At 62.4% G+C, this 18409-nt stretch carries 14 protein-coding genes; 7 read left to right on the top strand and 7 right to left on the bottom strand.

All coding sequences use genetic code 11. The features are described 5' to 3' along the window. Positions 1–22: 22 nt before the first annotated feature. The 4 genes from AWB70_RS11905 to AWB70_RS11890 all read left to right on the top strand — a co-directional run bounded on the left by AWB70_RS11905 (position 23) and on the right by AWB70_RS11890 (position 5408). Entirely contained in the window at positions 23–1402 is a 1380-nt protein-coding gene (locus AWB70_RS11905) for a uracil-xanthine permease family protein (protein WP_053570115.1), read from the top strand. A 144-nt stretch (positions 1403–1546) separates the two neighbouring features. Further along, positions 1547–2593, top strand: coding sequence for a porin (locus AWB70_RS11900; RefSeq protein WP_143281631.1), 1047 nt, complete (start codon positions 1547–1549; stop codon positions 2591–2593). A gap of 319 nt (positions 2594–2912) precedes the next feature. Next, entirely contained in the window at positions 2913–3845 is a 933-nt protein-coding gene (locus AWB70_RS11895) for an MBL fold metallo-hydrolase (RefSeq protein WP_053570116.1), read from the top strand. Between the two features lie 210 nt (positions 3846–4055). Continuing rightward, a complete protein-coding gene (locus tag AWB70_RS11890) occupies positions 4056–5408 on the top strand; it encodes an MFS transporter (protein WP_014193114.1) in 1353 nt (450 codons plus the stop codon). 54 nt (positions 5409–5462) lie between these two features. Here AWB70_RS11890 and AWB70_RS11885 read toward each other — a convergent pair whose 3' ends face one another. Beyond that, positions 5463–6527, bottom strand: a complete 1065-nt coding sequence (locus AWB70_RS11885; protein WP_053570117.1) for an Ldh family oxidoreductase — start codon at positions 6525–6527, stop codon at positions 5463–5465. 117 nt (positions 6528–6644) lie between these two features. On the opposite strand from AWB70_RS11885, the gene AWB70_RS11880 reads away from it, so the two are divergent. Beyond that, on the top strand, positions 6645–7592 hold the full coding sequence (locus AWB70_RS11880) for a LysR family transcriptional regulator (protein ID WP_045457610.1): 948 nt from the start codon (positions 6645–6647) through the stop codon (positions 7590–7592). A 13-nt stretch (positions 7593–7605) separates the two neighbouring features. On the opposite strand, the gene AWB70_RS11875 is transcribed toward AWB70_RS11880, so the two are convergent. Together AWB70_RS11875 and AWB70_RS11870 are read right to left on the bottom strand one after the other, a co-directional pair. Further along, positions 7606–9156, bottom strand: a complete 1551-nt coding sequence (locus AWB70_RS11875; protein ID WP_053570118.1) for an amino acid adenylation domain-containing protein — start codon at positions 9154–9156, stop codon at positions 7606–7608. 265 nt (positions 9157–9421) lie between these two features. Next, on the bottom strand, positions 9422–10054 hold the full coding sequence (locus tag AWB70_RS11870; RefSeq protein ID WP_053570119.1) for a glutathione S-transferase family protein: 633 nt from the start codon (positions 10052–10054) through the stop codon (positions 9422–9424). A 268-nt stretch (positions 10055–10322) separates the two neighbouring features. Here AWB70_RS11870 and AWB70_RS11865 point away from each other — a divergent pair, with 268 nt between their 5' ends. Further along, positions 10323–11228 carry a LysR family transcriptional regulator gene (locus AWB70_RS11865; protein WP_053570120.1) on the top strand — a complete coding sequence of 302 codons (906 nt, stop codon included), beginning with the start codon at positions 10323–10325 and terminating at the stop codon, positions 11226–11228. Positions 11229–11239: 11 nt separating this feature from the next. On the opposite strand, the gene AWB70_RS11860 is transcribed toward AWB70_RS11865, so the two are convergent. Then, positions 11240–14503, bottom strand: a complete 3264-nt coding sequence (locus AWB70_RS11860; RefSeq protein ID WP_053570121.1) for an efflux RND transporter permease subunit — start codon at positions 14501–14503, stop codon at positions 11240–11242. 224 nt (positions 14504–14727) lie between these two features. Continuing rightward, complete coding sequence (locus tag AWB70_RS11855; RefSeq protein WP_053570122.1) at positions 14728–15387, bottom strand: peroxiredoxin-like family protein; 660 nt, start codon at positions 15385–15387, stop codon at positions 14728–14730. A 106-nt stretch (positions 15388–15493) separates the two neighbouring features. Here AWB70_RS11855 and AWB70_RS11850 point away from each other — a divergent pair, with 106 nt between their 5' ends. Next, a complete protein-coding gene (locus AWB70_RS11850; RefSeq protein ID WP_053570123.1) occupies positions 15494–16387 on the top strand; it encodes a LysR family transcriptional regulator in 894 nt (297 codons plus the stop codon). A gap of 62 nt (positions 16388–16449) precedes the next feature. Here the strand turns inward: AWB70_RS11850 and AWB70_RS11845 are convergent, their stop codons facing one another. Continuing rightward, positions 16450–17484 (bottom strand): proline racemase family protein, encoded by a 1035-nt coding sequence (locus tag AWB70_RS11845; protein WP_053570124.1) that lies wholly within the window; start codon positions 17482–17484, stop codon positions 16450–16452. A 48-nt stretch (positions 17485–17532) separates the two neighbouring features. Next, positions 17533–18369, bottom strand: a complete 837-nt coding sequence (locus AWB70_RS11840; protein WP_053570125.1) for a substrate-binding periplasmic protein — start codon at positions 18367–18369, stop codon at positions 17533–17535. Positions 18370–18409 lie beyond the last annotated feature (40 nt).

Below are 18409 nucleotides of genomic sequence, written 5' to 3'. Positions count from 1 at the left end.
GCAAACGACCCCGAGTTCAGATATGTCGAAGCCAGGCGTCTCGAGCCAGAGCGCGGTCAGCGCGCGCGTCTTCGATGTCGGCATCAACGAACGCCTGCCGCTTTCGCAACTCGCCGTGCTGGGCGTGCAGAACGTGTTCGGCATGACGGGCATGTTCGTGTTTCCCGGCATTCTCGGCCGCGCGTTTCATCTGCCCGATGCGCAGATCGCGTATCTCTATGGCATGACGTTCATCGCGTGCGGGATCATCACGATTCTGCAGTCGGTGTGTCTGCTGCGATTGCCGATTGCGCAGGGGCCGTATGCAGGCAGCTTCGGCGCGCTCTTGACCGTCGGGCACATGCAGGCAGGCGGGCTCGGCACTGCCTTCGGCTCGTTCTTCGCCGCGTCGCTGATCTGGTGTCTGCTCACGGTGCCGATTCGCGGGCGCAGCGTCGCGGGCCTGTTCGCGCGTCATCTGCGCGTGCCGATCATCTCCGGGATGATCGTGATGCTGATCATGGTGCAGATCGCCAGCGTCGCGCTGCCGACGTGGATCGGCAACCGCGCGAGTCCCGGTTTTCCGGGCGTGAACCTGTTCGCGGGCGGCGTGGCGGTATGCGGCATCGTGTTCGCGATGCTGTGGGGCGGCCGCTGGACCCGCCGCGTCTCCATCCTCCTCGGCCTTGCGCTCGGCACGCTCGCCTACACGCTGTTCCAGCCGATTTCGTTCGCCGCGGTGGCCGCCGCGCCGCTCGTCGTTTTGCCGCGCGTCTTTCCGTTCGGTTTCGGCGTGCGTCCCGACTTCGTCGCCGTGTTTCTGCTCGTGCTGATTCCCGCCGGGATGGGCTCGATGGCGCTGTACCAGACGGTTGCGGACTGGGGCGGCGAAACGCTCACGCCGGGCCGCATGTCCGAGGGACTGTTCGGTGTCGCGCTCGGTTCGGTCGTCGCGGCGACGCTGGGCGGCTTCAGCACGATCGCGTACCCAGACAACATCGGCATTCTGCGCGCGACGCGCGTCGGGTCGCGTTTCGTGACGCTGACGGCGGGCATCTTCCTGATCGTGCTCGGCGGCTGCGTCAAGTTCGACATGCTGCTCGTCGTCGTGCCGATTCCCGTGATCTCGGCTGCCGCGACCTTGCTGTTCGGCGTCGTCTTCATGCACGGTGTGCATATTCTGGCGAAGGTCGAGTGGGATGACCGCAAGCTGATCGCGACGGGACTCTCTTTTCTGATCGGCCTTGGCGGACTCTTCGTCTCGCCGGACGTCATGCACGCGATGCCGCTGATGCTCCAGCTCGTGCTTCAGCAGCCGGTGATCTCGGGCGGCCTCACGCTCGTCGTGCTGCACACGTTGCTGTGCTCGTCGCCGCAGCCATCGGCGACGCCATCCGCCGCGGCCACGCCTACACGGCATTGAGCCTCGAAGTGAAGTGAGTGAATCATGCGATATGCATCGATTAGCATGCCGAATCGACGACCAAACGAGGAGGGCGATGACACCGCCGATCCTCGATGCACACATTGAACGATGTCAACTGGAGGAGAAATGGTGAGAAGTGGAATGAGACGGTCGCTGACCGCATTGACGTTGGTTGGGCTGTCGAGCGGCGCCGCGTACGGACAAAACAGCGTTACGTTGTACGGCTCGCTGGACGGCGGTCTGCGCAATCTGGTGAACGGCACCAAGGCAGGCGGCGCGGCACTGACGATGGCCTCGAACGGGATGTACAAATCGAACCGCTGGGGCTTTGTCGGCACGGAGGATCTGGGCGGCGGATACTACGTTCGCTTCAACCTGGAGGCGGGCTACGTTCTCTCGACCGGCGCGAACAGCAGCACGACCAATCAGATGTTCCAGCGTAATTCGACGATCGGTGTCGGCGGGGCGTTCGGACGGGTCGATATCGGCCATCAGTTCACGTTGCAGCACAGGCTGATCAAGGAGTTCGAGCCGTTCGATCTCGACTATCTTTCCGTTACCGAAGCGGCGGCGATCTCGGGCGGCACGAGCGGACGGGACGACAACGCGATCTACTATCACGGCGACTTCGGTCCGTGGACGGCGCGCGCGGACTACGCGCCGGGCGGCGTGCCGGGCAGTCTCGCCAGCGGTTCGATGATCGCAGGCGGTTTCAATTACCACACGCAGCGCTTCAATGTCGGCGCGGGCTATACGCGCCGCTCGACGCCGGTTCCGTCGACATCGAGCGCGTATTTCGGCAACGATCAATACACGGCGGGCGGCGGCGTGACGTTCGGCCCCGTCGAAGTCATGGGCGGCTATTCGCTCATGATGCAAGCCGTTCCGTCCACGATGGCCGGAAAGACGCGCAATCAGTACATGTGGGGCGGCGTGCGCTATCACGCGACGCCGTTCTTCAACGTGACCGCCGCCTACTACGACAACAAGAACACGACCAGCGGCGTGAGCGGCAGAAAGGACGTGTCGATTCTGGGCGTCACGTATTCGCTGTCGAAACGCACGCTGCTGTACGCGGATATCGATTACACGCATTTCACGGGCGGCTACGCGACCAATGCGACGTTGAATCCGTCTTTGCATGAAAAGCAGACGGGTATCTCGTTCGGTATGAACCACTGGTTCTGAGCGTCCGCTTCCAGCCTTTTCTCCATTCGATGGCCGCCTTCCGGCCATCGCTTTCCTGATTCTGCTGAACCCGGCGCGCTGCGGATCGTGCGCCGCTCCACGGCAGATCAGCGACACGCCCGCCCCAGATCGATTGTTGCCCTTCGGTCAACTCGCTGAACGCTTTCGCGACGCTACCGGTATTCGTCCGTCTGACTAAAATTCATCACACGTTCGGTGGGATAAGCGCGCCAGCCGAAGCGCGCAAAACCCGCCATCGTGCGACGGATTTCCGAGATTCACTTCGTCATACTAATTTAATATCAGAGGACTATCAGCGATGGCTAAAATAACCCGCAATGTGCAGCCAGTGACCGCCCGCATCGGCAAAGAGGGGGCGGGCGAACTCGTGCCGTCCCGCTATGCCGTGAAGATCGGTGACATCGACGTCGTGCTGATCAGCGATGGCATTCTGCCGCTGCCGACCTCGACGATGTCCACTAACGTGAGCGAAGCGGACCGCAACGAATGGTTCGACGGCCGATTCCTGCAACGCGACATGTTCGACTGGGCGCTGAATATCGCGCTCGTGAAGAGGGGCGATCGCCTGATCCTGATCGACTCGGGCGTGGGCGACGGTTTCGACTATTTCACGCGCGCCGGCCAGTCGATGACGCGGCTCGAATCGGCGGGCATCGACCTGTCGGCGATCACCGATATCGTGATTACGCACATGCACATGGATCACGTCGGCGGACTGAACGTGGATGGCGTGAGGCGCAAGCTGCGCCCTGACGTGCGTATTCATGTCGCGGCGGCAGAAGTGGCGTTCTGGAAGAATCCGGACTTCAGCAAGACGGTGATGCCGGAAGCCGTTCCGCCCGCGCTTCGCAAGGCTGCGGAAAAGTTCGTGGCGCTTTACAGCGAAAACATCGTGCAGTTCGATCAGACCGTGGAAGTTGCGGCGGGCGTCTCCGCGCGCGTGACGGGCGGGCATACGCCGGGACACTGCGTCGTGGACGTCGCATCGAACGGCGAGAAGCTGACCTTCGTGGGCGACGCCATCTTCGAAGTCGGCTTCGAGAACCCCGCATGGCAAAACGGCTTCGAGCACGATCCTGAAAAGGCTGTGAGCGTACGCGTGGCCCTGCTCAATGAAGCGGCCGAAACGGGCGCCATGCTGGCCGCGGCGCATGTCGCGTTCCCATCTATTGGGCATATTGCGAAGGACGGCGATCACTTCCGTTTCGTGCCCGTGCTTTGGGACTACTGATCGGAGGCTCTCGTCAGTCTGGTTGTCCATGGCGGCGCTCGGGTTTGCCCCTATGTCGCGATAAGTAAATGGAATTGCTCCGCGAGGAATTTTGATTGGATTTCCGACGGATGCGGACATATCGTGCGTCAGTCCAATGGCGCAATGCGCGCGTTCGGATCGAAACAAAAATCGGCCTCGCCAAGAACAATATATCCAGGAGACTTACCCATGGACCCATCCTCGACGGTGCCGCGTGTGCCGGAGTCGGACGCGAGCGGTGCTCACAGCATCGCTTCCAACGATCAGGCCTCGCCAAGAGTACGGCGCATTCAGCGTACCGCGCTGGCGCTGCTCCTTTTGAGCGGGGTCATCAACTACATTGACCGTGCAACGCTCTCCATTGCCAATCCGCTGATCCGCCAGGATCTCGGGCTTTCGGTCGCTGAAATGGGCTTGTTGCTTTCGGCGTTTCTATGGGCCTATGCGTTCGCGCAATTGCCTGCGGGTGCGCTGGTCGACCGCTTCGGCGCGCGCGTCATGCTCGCCGTGAGCCTTGCGATGTGGTCGGTCGCGCAAGCGTTCGGCGGGGTCGTCACCAGTTTCAGCCAGTTCTTCGCCGCGCGCATGGTGCTGGGAATCGGGGAGGCGCCGCAGTTTCCGACGAGCGCCAAAGTCGTTCGCGACTGGTTCGGCAAGAAGGAGCGCGGCGCGGCGACCGGGATCTGGAATAGTTCGTCCACGCTCGGCACCGCGATATCGGCGCCTCTGCTGACCGTCATCATGTTGACGGTGGGATGGCGCTGGATGTTCGGCATCATGGGTATTGCCGGGCTCGTCGTGGCGCTCTGCTTCTACCTCGTCCACCGTAATCCGAATCAGGTCGATCTGACCCAGCGCGAGCGTGCCTATCTGTCCGACGTCGATGGGGAAGTCCAGAGCCGTCCGACGTGGCGTGAGTGGAAGCGTCTGTTCGAGTTCGGCACCACGTGGGGCATGCTGCTGGGATTTTTCGGCACGATCTACGTCTTGTGGCTGTACAACGCGTGGCTGCCGACTTACCTGCAGATGGAATTTCACCTGACCATTGCCAAGTCCGGATGGGTCGCGGCGGTGCCCTATCTCTTCGGCGTGGTGGGCAGTCTGTCTGGCGGGAAGATTTGCGACATCCTCGCGCGACGCGGCGTGTCGGCGGTCAACAGCCGGAAGTATCCGATGGCGGCCTCGCTGTGCGGCGTCGCGGTGTTCACGGTCCTGACGGGCCTCACGCACAGCGCGGTGCTGGCGGTCGTGTTCATCTCGATCTCGATGCTGCTGCTGTACGTGTCGAGCAGCGCGGCCTGGGCGACGGCGTCGGTTGCGGCGCCCGCCAATTGCACCGCGTCGATCGGCGCGATGCAGAACTTCGGAGGCTACTTCGGGGGCGCGCTGGCGCCGGTGGTCACGGGCTTCATCGTGCAGCGGTCGAGCTCGTTTCAGCCTGCGCTGTTCGTCGGCGCGGGCGTCGCCGCTGTCGCCGTGATCGGCTACTGGTTGCTCGTGCGCGGACCGATTCCCCCGGCCGCGCTCGATGACAACGCATAAAAGCAAAAAGCCGTAACGGTAAGCGAGAGCTTTACGCTCTCGCTTCGCTTTTTTTCATTCGGGCAGGGCGTTCGGAAGCGGGATTTCATAGCGCTGCGCGCAGGCTTCGAGTGCCGGTGCGATCGTCGGGTGCAGCGCAACGCCTTCGCGCAACTGGTCGCGCTTGAGGCTCAGTCCGCGATCGCCCGGCATGCGCACACTCGATGTTCCAGGGCGCGGCGGGTTCTCCCGGCATGCATCGCCGATCCAGTCCATCTGACGTGCAAACGCGGCGGGACCACCGAAAGCCGCCGGATCGTAGAGTGACAGGAACACGGTAGCGCCCCAGCCATCGGCGGGATCTGCGCGCCCGTGTCCCGCGAGACCTCCCGTCATCGCTTCGATGAGCAACGCCAGCCCGAAGCCCTTGTGTCCCCATTGCATGCCGCCGACCGGCAGGATGGAACCCGGCGGATTGGCGGAGAGCACGGCGGGATCGCGGCTCGGGTGCCCATCCGCATCGAGAAAGCATGCTTCGTCGAAGAGTTGCCCCGCTTTATGCTGACGGGCGGTCATGCCGTTGGTTACGGTCGATGCGGAGATGTCGATCAGAAACGGCGTGCCCGAGGTGGGAATACCGGCCGCGATCGGGTTCGGCGTGAACACGGACCGTGTGCCGCCGTGAGGCGCAACGCTTTGTACGGCCGGATCGGAACTGCTGAGCACGATCATGAAGCCGTCGGCCGTCGCCTTCTCGAGATAGCTGGCCAGGCAGGCGATATGATGACTGCGCCGAATCACCAAAGTCGCGCTGCCATACTCTCTGGCTCTCGGCGCCAGCGTTTCGATGCCGCGCAGCACCAGCCACGGGCCGGGAAGACGCCGGCCATCCCATAGCAGACTCGCGCCACGATCCGATATGACCTCGGGTTCACCGGAGCGGGTCATTGCGCCGCGTTCGAGTTCACCGACATAGCCCGGCAGCAAAGCGAGCCCGTGCGTATCGTGACCCATCAGGTCGCCATCCACGAGCGTACGCGCGACTGCGAGCGCTTTCACGTCCTCCATGCCTGCCTTGATCAGCAGGCGCTGTGCGAAGTCTTGCAGTTCGGCGGCGGGATATCGAGTTCGTGTGTTCATCGGTTTCGCGTCTGGTGAGGGGAATCACGAATTGTCCATTGCACGTCCGATAAGCGTCCAATCGCTAAATCGGTAAAATCAATTCCATCCGGTTATCAGCCCGCCTGTGTTTACCCTATGTCGCAAGACTCCAATGCTTCCGCCACGCAGATACTGACGAAGTTGCGCTTCAGGCATCTGCAGTTGCTCGAACTGCTTGGCCGCACACGCAATCTCCGTGTCGCGGCCGAGCACATGCACATCACGCAGCCGGCCGCCACGAAAATCCTGAGCGACCTGGAGGCGATGTTCGGTGCGCCGCTTTTCGAACGACTGCCGCGCGAGATGCGGCCAACCGATCTCGGTGCACTGTCGGTGCGCTACGCCAGCACGACGCTGTCCAATCTGGGCAAGTTCTCGGGCGAGTTTTCAACGCTGAAAAACGGCGGCTATGGTCATCTCACGGTCGGCTTCATTCCGGCTTCCGCCGCGCAACTCGTCACGGCGTCCATCAAGGAGATTCAGCGCCGCCGCCCGAGACTCATCATCAAGCTGGTCGAGCAAAGCAGCGATCAGCTTGCGATATGGCTCGAGGAAAGGCGACTCGATGTCATGATCGGGCGGCCGACCGAGCCGCGGCATCAAGCGCTTTTCCATGTCGTCGAGCTATTGGCGGAGCCGGCGCGTGCGGTCGTCGGGCAGCATCATCCATTGCTGAAGCAGCAGCGCATGGAAATCGCGGATGTGGGCGAGTGGCCCTGGATCTTGTATCCTCAGGGCACCGCCATGCGGCAGTTGTTCGAAGAGACGTTCGCGGCGGCAGGGATGGTCGCGCCGGTGGGTATCGTGGAAACGCCCTCGATCTTTTCGACGCTGGAATTGCTGCAGGCCACCGACATGATCTCGCTGCAACCCAAGGCAGCGATGGACAAGTACGTCAAGCATGGCCTTCTAGGTTATCTCGACTTGCCGATACGGCGGACGCTGTCGAACTACAGCGTCATTACGCGCAAGGACGAAGCGACTTCACAAGCGATGAACGAATTCATTGCGATCCTGCTGGAAATCGCCGCGCAATGCGAGTGAACACGCGTTGGCGTCATGCGGTGACATCGTCGCGTGCGCATTGTCTCGCGAGTGCTTTTCTGTCGATTTTGCCATTCACCGTAAGCGGGAACGCATCGATCACCACGATGCGTTGCGGCATCGCATAGACGGGCAGGCGCTGCCGGCATGCGCGCAGAACGAGCGCGCTTTCGACCGCCGGATTCGTCACGAACGCGACGAGACCCGTTGCCCGGCCGACTTCATCGAGCGGCCAGGGAATGACCGCGCACGATGCAGCCCGGCTGGACGCTTGCACGACATGTTCGACTTCCTCCAGTTCGAGCCGGTTGCCGTGGATTTTTACCTGCGTATCGAGACGTCCCTGAAACACGATGCCGTGTGGCGTCGTTTCGCGCGCGGCGTCGGAAGATCGATACCAGCGATGCGCGGACTTTCCCGGATAAGTCATTGCAATGAACCGGCTATTGCCGGGTTCGTCAGCCGACAGATAGCCATAGGCGAGCTGCGGGCCGCCAATCAGCAATTCGCCCGTCTGGCCCGCGGCGACGGGTTCGAGCTCGGCATCCACGATGAGGAGTTCCACGCCGGGCAACGCCTGGCCCAACGGAATGACCGTGTGCCGCGGATCGTCCAGAAATTCGGGGGTGACTTCGAAGCACGTGCTGGCGATGGTCGCTTCAGTCGGCCCGTACATATGCAGGAGCCGGCTATTCGGCGTGGCGCGCATCCAGGCCTGTGCCAGCGAGCGAGGCAAGGGCTCGCCGCCGAACATCGACACGCGAATGCTCGGGAATGCGCCCGGTGGCAGCTTGCGCATTTGCTGCATGATGCCGGCTACCGATGGCACGCTGCTCCAATGTGTAATCCGGTGAGTCTGGATGAAGCGCGCGTTATCGACGGGATCGACGTTTGCAGGCACATACAGGCAGCCGCCGTTCGCCCAGCAGACGAACATGTCATGCACGGAGGGATCGAAGCTCAGCTCGCATAGCTGCATGTAACGCGCATCGCGCACGTTATCGATCAGTTGCAATTGGCCCTTCACGTAGGCATCGGCGTTCGCATGCGTGATCGGCACGCCCTTCGGCTCGCCCGTCGAGCCCGAGGTAAAAAGAACATAGGCGACGTCCTGCGCCGCGCCCCGATTCTGCACATGCGGCGCGGTTGGCAGTGCCTGCGAATCGTCCGCGTCCGCGTCGAGCAGAAAGACGCGAGGACATTCGTCGAGCAAGGACAGCACTTCATCGAGCGACGCGGCGCAAGCCCGGTCGACCAGCATCAACGGCGCGCCGGATTGCCGGATGATGGCTGCGATTCGCGCAGCCGGCATCTTCGGGTTGAGCGGCACATAGGCCATACCGGCATCGAGAATGCCCAGAATCCCGGCATAAGCGTCGACGCTGCGATGGGCGAACAGCAAGCATCGGCTCGTGTCGCCGTTTCGTGCAAACGCCGCCAGTCCCGCGGACACGCGACGGGCCCGTGTTCCGATTTCGCCGTAGCTGTAGAGATGCCCATCGACCCATAACGCGGGGCTGTCCGGCTGGTTCGTAGCAGAATCGAAGAAGTGGGTTTGCAGCATCTGACCGGCTCCATGGCACACGGGTGAAAGAGGCCGCATGCCAGCCAGAAATACTCGATGCCTTTAAACCATCAATGCGATGTTCGGCCAGGTCGCGATGCCGGGTGGTTTAAGGCGATCGTGGATTGCTGCATGCGCTGAGGTGATGTGAATGCATTGTTATGTTTTTGTAAGGTTAGAACTGTACGCCGCCGAACCTCGGCAAAAAAAGAGCGTTCTTGCGGAGCAGCGCGTGCTCCGCAAGGCGCCTGCGCTATTGGAGACCTCAGTGCGTCTGCTTGTGTTGCGCGACGATCTCCGCTTCATCGCGCAACGCCTTCCTGACCGAAGCACGCGCCTCGATGCGCTCGATATACGCCGCCAGGTCGCCCAGATGATCGAGCTTGACGCCCGAGCGCTCGTGCCACATGGTTGCCCAAACATATGCATCGACGACGGTGAAGCGCTCGCCCGTGAGATACGAGCGACCATCCGCAAGCATGGCATCGAGCTTGCCGTAAGCCTTGAGCAACTTGTTGCTATGGAACGCGATGCCTTCGGGTGTCATCAGCTTGCGCATCAGCGGAATGTGCTTCTGTGCGATTTCCGTCGCGACGAAAGTCAGAAGCTGGTCCATGCGCACGCGTTCGAGTGTGCCGTGCCGCGGAATCAGGCCCGACTCCGGATGTCGATCCGCAATGTACGACACGATGGTGATCGTTTCCGTGAGCGGCTCGGCTTCACCGTCCAGTTGCAGCGCGGGCACGTAGAGCAGTTCGTTCACTTCGGCGAAATCCGACTGATCGGACGTGGTCTTGCCGAATACGTCGAAATGCACGAGTTCGGGCGCAAGACCCAGTTCGTTGAAGACGGCTTGCACGGCAAGAGAACAAGTGGCTTGGGCAATATAGAGTTTCATGACAGGTCTCGCGTATCTCGGATAAGGATGGGTTGCAGGGTCATCGGCGTTGCTTGTTGCCGTCCCGTTGGAATGCAGTATCGCGAGATTCGACGCCGCGATAAACGGCGCAACGGGCGCCGCACCGTCGCTCGCGAGGAGACAATCGCGCGCCGCGAATGGCGCCTTGCCGTATCCGAGCGGTCAACTGCTACAGTGCGAGGTCGCCCGGTCTTCGGGCAACGTCTTCAAGCAAAAAGCCAGCAAAAGCCAGCGAAAGGAGCGTGAAATGAACGAGCGCGCGGACGCACCGATCAACGAGATTGCCGTCTTCGTGGCGGTCGCGCAGACCGGCAGTTTCACGCGCGCCGCCGAGGAAATGGGCAACAGCAAATCCAACGTCGGCAAAGCCGTGCAGCGGCTGGAAGCGAGGCTCGGCACGCGCCTCTTTCAGCGCACGACGCGCGCCGTGCGTCTCACCGAAGACGGCGAAACCTATCTGCAAGCCGCGCGCGAGGCCCTGGACGGTCTGCGCGAAGCCGAGCAGCAACTCGCCGCGCGGCGCTCGGAACCGGTCGGACGCGTGAAGATCGACGTGCCCGCCGGCTTTGGCCGTCTGCTGCTGCCGAGCTTTCTCGACCTGCGCGCGAGGCACCCGAAGGTGACGCTCGAAGTGGCGCTCACGGATCGCATGTCGGACCCGATCGGCGAGGGCTGGGACATCGTGGTGCGCATTGGCGCGCTGCCCGCGGACAGCGAACTGACCGTGCGCAAGCTCTGCGACCTGCGGCAGGGTCTCTATGCATCGCCCGAGTATCTCGAGCGCAAGGGCACGCCCGCGGACCTCGACGAACTGAGCGAGCACGATGCCGTCATCTTCCGCGGACCGATGGGACGTCTGCGGCCCTGGACCCTGCGCGAGGGCGCATCGACGAAAGCGTTCGCGCCGCCGCCGGTGCTCGTGCTCGCGGACGGTCAGGCGCTCGTCGAAGCGGCGGTCGCGGGTTTCGGCATCGCGCAAATCTTCGATCGCGTCGCGCTGCCGCATGTACGCGCGGGCAGGCTCGTGCACGTCTTGCCCGAAGCCGATGTCGACGGCCCGCCCGTGCACGCGATCATCTCGCTGGGCCAGAAAATGGCGGCGAAAACACGCGCTGTCGTCAATCATCTGGCCGAGACGCTGCAGCGCGAGTGATTCACACGTAATCAATCCTGCAAAGCGGGTTCGCGGCTGGCTTCGGCGGTTCGGGCAGGGGTAGCGGAAGCCGCGGACGGCGCGGGGGCAAGCGGCGCATCGTCCGGCCCGTGAATGTGCGGATGACGGCCATGCCGGTCGCGCAAAGGCTTCGCGCCGGAGAGCTTGCGCAGGATCACGTAGAACACGGGCGTCAGCATGAGGCCGAAGAACGTCACGCCGAGCATGCCGAAGAACACGGCGATACCCATCGCGCGCCGCATCTCCGAACCCGCGCCGGTCGAGATCACGAGCGGCACGACCCCCATGATGAAAGCGATCGACGTCATCAGGATAGGCCGCAGACGCAGCCGCGATGCCTCGATGGCCGCCTGCACGATGGAGCGTCCCTGCATCTCCAGTTCGCGCGCGAATTCCACGATGAGAATCGCATTCTTCGCCGAGAGGCCGACCAGCACCATCAGGCCGATCTGCGTGAAGATGTTGTTGTCGCCGCGCGTGAGCCATACGCCGGCGAGCGCGGACAGAATGCTCATCGGCACGATCAGCAGGATCGCGAGCGGCAGCGTGACGCTTTCGTACATCGCGGCAAGCACGAGGAACACGAGCAACACGCTGATCGGAAAGACCCAGAAGGCCGTGTTGCCCGTCAGGATCTGCTGATACGTGAGATCGGTCCATTCGAACCTGATGCCGCGCGGAAGCGTTTCCTTCGCAATGCGCTCGACTGCCGCCATCGCCTGACCCGACGAGTAGCCCGGCGCGGGACCGCCGTTGATGTCGGCGGCGAGAAAGCCGTTGTAGCGCAGGACCATCTCCGGGCCGTAGGTCGGCGTCACCTTCACGAGCGAGGAGAGCGGCACCATCTCGCCGCGTTCGTTGCGCGTCTTCAGTTGCAGAATGCTGTCGGCGTTGGCGCGAAACGGCGCATCCGCCTGGGCGCGCACTTGATAGACGCGGCCGAACTTGTTGAAGTCGTTCACGTAGAGCGAGCCGAGATAGATCTGCATCGTGTCGAATACGTCGGTGACGGAGACGCCGAGCTGTTTCGCCTTCTCGCGGTCGAGTTCCACGTTCAGTTGCGGCACGTTGATCTGATAGCTGGAGAACGACGGCCCGAGTTCGGGCGCTTTCGCCGCCGCCGCGAGAAAGGCCTGCACGGCCCGGTTGAGCGCCTCGTAGCCGAGCGCGCCGCGATCTTCGATCTGAAGCTTGAAGCCGCCGATGGTGCCGAGCCCCTGCACCGGAGGCGGCGGAAAAGTGGCGATGGCGGCATCCTTGATCCGGCCGTACTGCTGGTTCAAGCCGGCGACGATATCCGCGCCCGTTTCGCCCTTGCCGCGCTCCTTCGAAGGCTTCGCGACCGAGAACACCAGACCGCTGCTCGACGAGTTCATCAGACCGGTCACGGACAGGCCTGGAAACTCCGGCGTGTGCAGGACGCCCGGCTGCCGGCGCGCGATCTCGCCCATCTGGTTCACCACCTTCTCGGTCCGGTCGAGCGACGCGCCCGCCGGCAACTGGAGGATGCTGACGAAGTAATCCTTGTCCTGCGCGGGCACGAAGCCGCCGGGCACGAGCTTGCCGAGCAGAACGGTTCCGCCGAGCAGCACGGCATAGACGATCATCATCGCGAGCTTGCGGTTGATGATGCCGCCGACCCCTTTGCCATAGCCTTCCGAGCCGCGCTGGAAGACCTTGTTGAAAAGCCTGAAGAACGGCCCGAGGATGCGGTCCATCGCGCGCGTGAGCCAGTCTTTCGGCGCGTGGTGATCCTTGAGCAAGAGCGCGGACAGCGCCGGCGACAGCGTGAGCGAGTTGAACGCGGAGATCACGGTCGAGATGGCGATGGTCATCGCGAACTGCTTGTAGAACTGACCCGTGAGCCCCGACATGAACGCGAGCGGAACGAACACGGCGACGAGCGTCAGCGCAATCGCGATGATCGGTCCGCTCACCTCGCGCATCGCTTCATAGGACGCTTCGAGCGGCGAAAGCCCCGCCGCGATGTTGCGCTCGACGTTCTCGACCACCACGATCGCATCGTCCACCACGATACCGATTGCGAGCACCATGCCGAACAGCGAAAGCGCGTTGATCGTGAAGCCGAACGCGAGCATCAGCGAAAACGTGCCGACGATCGACACCGGCACCGCCAGCAGCGGAATGAGCGACGCGCGCCATGTTTGCAGGAACACGATCACGACCAGCACGACGAGAATGATCGCTTCGAACAGCGTGTGCACCACGGCGTCGATACTCTCGCGCACGAACTGCGTCGGGTCGTAGACGATCTCCGCCTTCACGCCGTCGGGCATGTCCTTCTGCATCTCGGCGGTAAGCTTGCGGATGTCGTCGGAGATCTGCAGCGAGTTCGCGTTGGGCTGCTGGAACAGGATGATCTGCACGGCCTTCTTGCCGTCGATGCCGGCGCGCAGCGCGTATTCCGACGCACCCAGCTCGACGCGCGCGACATCGCCGAGATGCGTCACCGCGCCATCGGCCGAGGTCTTCAGGATGATGCGGCGAAACTCCTCCTCGGTCTTGAGGCGTCCCTGCGCGTTCACGCTCAGTTGCAGCGGCACGCTGGTCGTCATCGGCGCGCCGCCGACGATGCCCGCCGCGACCTGCACGTTCTGCTCGCGGATTGCCTTCACGATATCGGTGGCGGTGAGGTTCTGGCGCGCCACCTTGGTCGGGTCGAGCCACACGCGCATCGAATAGTCGCCCGAGCCCCATAGCACGACTTCGCCGACGCCCGGCACCTGCGCGAAGCGGTCCTTGATGTTGATGAGCGCATAGTTGCGCAGATACGTGAGATCGTAGCGATCGTTCGGCGACAGGAGATTCACGCCCATGGTCAGCGTGGGCGACGATTTCACCGTCGTCACGCCAAGCCGCTGCACGTCTTCCGGCAGGCGCGGCAGCGCCTGCGATACGCGGTTCTGCACGAGCTGCTGCGCCTTGTCGGGATCGGTGCCGAGCTTGAACGTGACCGTGGTCGTCATGTTGCCGTCGCTGTTCGCCTGCGACTGCATGTACAGCATGTTCTCGACGCCGTTGATCTGTTCCTCGATCGGCGAGGCGACCGTTTCCGCAATCACCTTCGGATTGGCGCCGGGATACTGCGCGCGCACGACCACCGACGGCGGCACGACTTCCGGATATTCCGCCGTCGGCAGTTTCGTCAGCGCGATCAGCCCCGCGAGCAGAATGACCACGGACAGCACGGCCGCGAAAATCGGCCGGTCGATAAAGAATCGGGAAATGTTCATGATGTCGCTTTCGTTCCGGCGTGCTTCATCCGGCGGCGGTCTTCGAAGCGGTCTGGCTTGGGTGACATGACCTGGATTCCTGATCGGATGGGATGGGAAATGACTCTCGCGCGGGCCGCTATGAGCTCGCGCGATGTTCAGGCCAGTATGGGTTTCGCATCGACGGCGATAAAGCCGCCGCCGGTGGTTTCTTTGTCGCCGCGGCAGCGACAATCGCGCGGGTCTTAAACGGTCTCTTTCAGGCGCCGCAGCACGGCAACGAGTTCGCTCGGGTCGGGCCGTTGCGTGTAATCCGGGCTGACTTCGGCATAGGCGATCGTGCCGTCCGGCGCAATCACGTAGCGGGCCGGCATCGGCAGCGTCCAGCTCGGCTCGCCGTTGATGTCCGGCAAATCGACCTTGAATCCCTTGTAGGCGTCGATCAGTTCGTCCTGGAGCCGAAAGCGGATGCCGAACGCGTCGGCCGTCTTGCCGCCTTCGTCGACCAGAATCGGATAGCTGAGCTTGTTCTGGCGCTGCGACTTCAGACTGTTGACCGCCGTCTGCATCGAAACCGAGACGAGCGTGGCGCCGAGGGAGCGAATGTCCGCCGCGACTTCCTCGATGGCTTGCAGGTCGAGGTTGCAGTACGGACACCAGGCACCGCGATAAAACGTGACGACCAGCGGTCCGCGTTCGAGCATGTCCGTCGATGAGACGAGCTCGCCTTCGGCCGTGGCGAGCGTGAAGGTGGGCGCGATATCGCCGGCCTTCAGCGAGCGCTCCGCCTGACCGCTCGCAATCAGCTCGGCCGTGGTCCGGTGAAAAATTTCGACGACTTCGGGCGGCGCAACCTTGCTCTCGAAGTGCGATTTGAAGGCATCCAGTTTCGCTTGCAGTGACATGTTCCCGCTCCTTGTTGACGCGCCGGTGCTGGCGTGAAGTCATCATGATTCATTTGACCGGAGCCGGGTAGAATGCGCTAATGACTATCAGTTATTCGTCACGCAAATGAATGACAAGCTATCGACGCTGCGGCTTTTCGTCCGCGTCGCCCGTACATCGAGTTTCAGCCGGGCGGGGCGCGAAGTGGGCCTGAGCCAGCCGTCCGTCTCGAGGCAGATCGCCGAACTGGAGGCGGACGTGGGCACGGCGCTCTTCGTCAGGAGCACGCGGGCCGTGAAACTGACCGAGGCGGGCGCCGACTATCTGACGCGCGTCGAAGCGATTCTGGAGGCGCTGGAGGAAGCGGATCATGTGGCGCGCGGCAGTTCGGATCTGCGCGGCCATCTTCGCGTGGCGTTGTCGACGAGCTTCGGCATTCGCGAAGTGATCCCGCGCATCGGACGATTCATGGCACTGCATCCGGCGTTGCACATCGAGTTGCTGATGTCGGACGATCGCCAGGATCTGATTGCCGAAGGCGCCGACGTGGCGATCCGCTTCGGTGCGTTGCCGGATTCGAGCGCACGATCGAGGCTGCTGGGACGCTCTGCGCGCTTGCTCGTTGCTTCGCCGGACTATCTTGCGAAGGCGGGCCGTCCGCTGGAACCGGCGGACCTTGGCCGGCATACGTTCGTGATTGGACCGTCCAGCGCGGCGTCACTAGGCTGGACGCTGAGGAAGGACGGGCGCGAGGTGACGTTTCGCGGCGAGGGCCGCTTCATGACCTCGGTCAACGAGGGTGCGACGGCGGCTGCCGTTGCGGGTCTCGGCATCCTGACGGTCGGTTTCTGGGGTTGCCGCAATGAAATCGCGGACGGACGGCTCGTCCGCGTTCTGGAAGACTGGCAACTCGAATCGGTCGAGGTCCACGCTGTGTTTCCGCCGGGCCGTGCTTCACGTCCCGCGGCCCGCGCGCTGATCGATTACCTCGTGAAGGAAGTGGCGCCGATCTCGGCGTAACGGATCTTGCGCCGGCGGGATGGCAGCGTCGAACGACGCTGCCATCTCTGTCTCTCGCGTGCTCAACTGATGTGAATGGCTTCGGATCCCCATGCATCAGGGAGCGCGAACCCGGCGGCGAACGGATCGGTCGGATCCAGTGAAAGCTGACTCATCCCATAGGTCCAGCAACGCCCGGATACATTCGGCAACACGGCCGGCTTGGTCCCCACTGACGTCTCTCCCGTCAATTGCACGCGGAACTCGCTCCCGATGATCGACTGCGTGGTGAAAGCGTCGCCTACGGAGAGCTCCTTGCGCGCATGTAATACCGAGAGAATCGCTGAACTTCCCGTGCCGCACGGCGATCTGTCGACTCGCCCCGGCCAAAGGGTGCAGCACGTGCGAATGACGCCGCCAGGCATTCGCTGCGCGAAGATCGCATAGGCAATATGGTCGATCGACGGAATCTCCGGATGCTGCACCTTGAACGTCTCGTTGGCCGCTTTCTTGATCGCCATCCCGGCCCGGACCAGCTTATCCGTGTCCTCAGGCCTGATTTCGAAGCCGAGCTGTTCGACAAACACGACGGCATAGAACACGCCGCCAAAGGCAATGTCGACCTTGACCTTGCCCCATTCGCTTGTATCGACCACCTGATCCAGCGCTTCCACAAAGGCGGGAATCATGTCCAGAGACACGCGAACGCATTTGCCGTCCTTGCATTCGACATTAGCCGTGACGATTCCGGCAGGCGCTTCGAGCCGGAGCCGGGTGTGCGGTTCCTGCATCTCGATCATCCCGGTTTCGAGAAGGGCCGTGGCGACGCACATCGTGTTGGCCCCTGACATCGGATGCGCCTCGTCGGCCTGCAAAACGATAAAACCGGCATCGGCTGTCGGATCGCACGGCGGGACCATGAGGTTCACCGTTTGATTGACGGCGCCACGCGGCTCCAGGCAGACGAAGCGGCGCAGGCTATCGTTCTCCTTGTTGATGTAGTCCATCTTCGCCGTCATCGTTTCACCCGGAATGTCATAGATACCGGATAACACGACCTTTCCGACCTCTCCCTCGCAATGAACGTCGAGCAGTTGCAAAGTCTTTTTCCAGCGCATGATCGATTGCCTTTTATGGTGTGTATGAGAGCCTGGGCGTCTTATGAATTACTGCACGAGCCGCGGCTCGCCTACGTCAGCCGCTGAAGGTTGCAAGTCGTAGGACTGGATGATTCTGGCAATGTCACCGGCCTTGTGCATTTCCGCGATATCCGCGGTGATGGCATCGCCAAGCGCGCCGTTTGACTTCTGATAGGGAAACCCTGCCTGACTAGGACTGAGCGACGCCGGCACGCTTGCGTCTGGCCTGATCGGTAACACCTTGAATCCGCGATATCCCGCCGTCTTCTGGTTATACGCTGCGGTCAGGTAGCTATCGATTCCGATATCGATACGTTTCGCTGAAAGATCTTGCGCCAAGGCAACCGGGTTGGGATAGATCGTCAGTGAACTACCGAGATATTTCTTGAGATCGGCGTTCCAGTACGAGCCGGCGACAACGCCCACTTTCTTGCCCTGTAGCGCGGGGATGGTGTCCACGCCGTCCGCTGAGATCACACCCATTTGGTCTGTGTAGAGCGGGCCACTCAGGCCGAGTACTTTCGAACGCGCCACGGTTCGCTGCCAGTCACCGATACCGAAGTCCGCCTTGCCGGTCGACACCGATTGAATGACCGCTGCGGCATCGACAATGCTCACGTTCAGCTTCAGGCATTCTTTCGCGGCGATTGCCTTGATGATATCGCCGTCGATTCCCTTGATTGCGTCATCTCCCGATTTACCTGAAAAAGGCATGTACTCGTGCGCGACGATGGTGAGTGTGCCCGGCGTGACGCTCGAAAACGTGTGAGCGGGCTTGCACTCGTCCGCAATCGCGTTACCCGACAGAAGGGCGAACATGACGCCCGCGCAAATGCCCAGGTTGCCAATCGAATGTGCTTTCATTTCGGTATCCGAAGTTACGGGGATTGATGGAAACTAAGTA

The sequence above is a fragment of the Caballeronia cordobensis genome, assembly GCF_001544575.2.
Classification (GTDB): domain Bacteria; phylum Pseudomonadota; class Gammaproteobacteria; order Burkholderiales; family Burkholderiaceae; genus Caballeronia; species Caballeronia cordobensis.
The sequence above is the reverse complement of the archived record's forward strand: the minus strand, read 5'-3'. Positions and strand labels throughout refer to the sequence as shown.

Bases quoted from the DNA above. Each gene is read 5' to 3' on its own strand.
- AWB70_RS11905 (WP_053570115.1), top strand. From the start codon at position 23: ATGTCGAAGCCAGGCGTCTCGAGCCAGAGCGCGGTCAGCGCGCGCGTC.
- AWB70_RS11900 (WP_143281631.1), top strand. From the start codon at position 1,547: ATGAGACGGTCGCTGACCGCATTGACGTTGGTTGGGCTGTCGAGCGGC.
- AWB70_RS11895 (WP_053570116.1), top strand. From the start codon at position 2,913: ATGGCTAAAATAACCCGCAATGTGCAGCCAGTGACCGCCCGCATCGGC.
- AWB70_RS11890 (WP_014193114.1), top strand. From the start codon at position 4,056: ATGGACCCATCCTCGACGGTGCCGCGTGTGCCGGAGTCGGACGCGAGC.
- AWB70_RS11885 (WP_053570117.1), bottom strand. From the start codon at position 6,527: ATGAACACACGAACTCGATATCCCGCCGCCGAACTGCAAGACTTCGCA.
- AWB70_RS11880 (WP_045457610.1), top strand. From the start codon at position 6,645: ATGTCGCAAGACTCCAATGCTTCCGCCACGCAGATACTGACGAAGTTG.
- AWB70_RS11875 (WP_053570118.1), bottom strand. From the start codon at position 9,156: ATGCTGCAAACCCACTTCTTCGATTCTGCTACGAACCAGCCGGACAGC.
- AWB70_RS11870 (WP_053570119.1), bottom strand. From the start codon at position 10,054: ATGAAACTCTATATTGCCCAAGCCACTTGTTCTCTTGCCGTGCAAGCC.
- AWB70_RS11865 (WP_053570120.1), top strand. From the start codon at position 10,323: ATGAACGAGCGCGCGGACGCACCGATCAACGAGATTGCCGTCTTCGTG.
- AWB70_RS11860 (WP_053570121.1), bottom strand. From the start codon at position 14,503: ATGAACATTTCCCGATTCTTTATCGACCGGCCGATTTTCGCGGCCGTG.
- AWB70_RS11855 (WP_053570122.1), bottom strand. From the start codon at position 15,387: ATGTCACTGCAAGCGAAACTGGATGCCTTCAAATCGCACTTCGAGAGC.
- AWB70_RS11850 (WP_053570123.1), top strand. From the start codon at position 15,494: ATGAATGACAAGCTATCGACGCTGCGGCTTTTCGTCCGCGTCGCCCGT.
- AWB70_RS11845 (WP_053570124.1), bottom strand. From the start codon at position 17,484: ATGCGCTGGAAAAAGACTTTGCAACTGCTCGACGTTCATTGCGAGGGA.
- AWB70_RS11840 (WP_053570125.1), bottom strand. From the start codon at position 18,369: ATGAAAGCACATTCGATTGGCAACCTGGGCATTTGCGCGGGCGTCATG.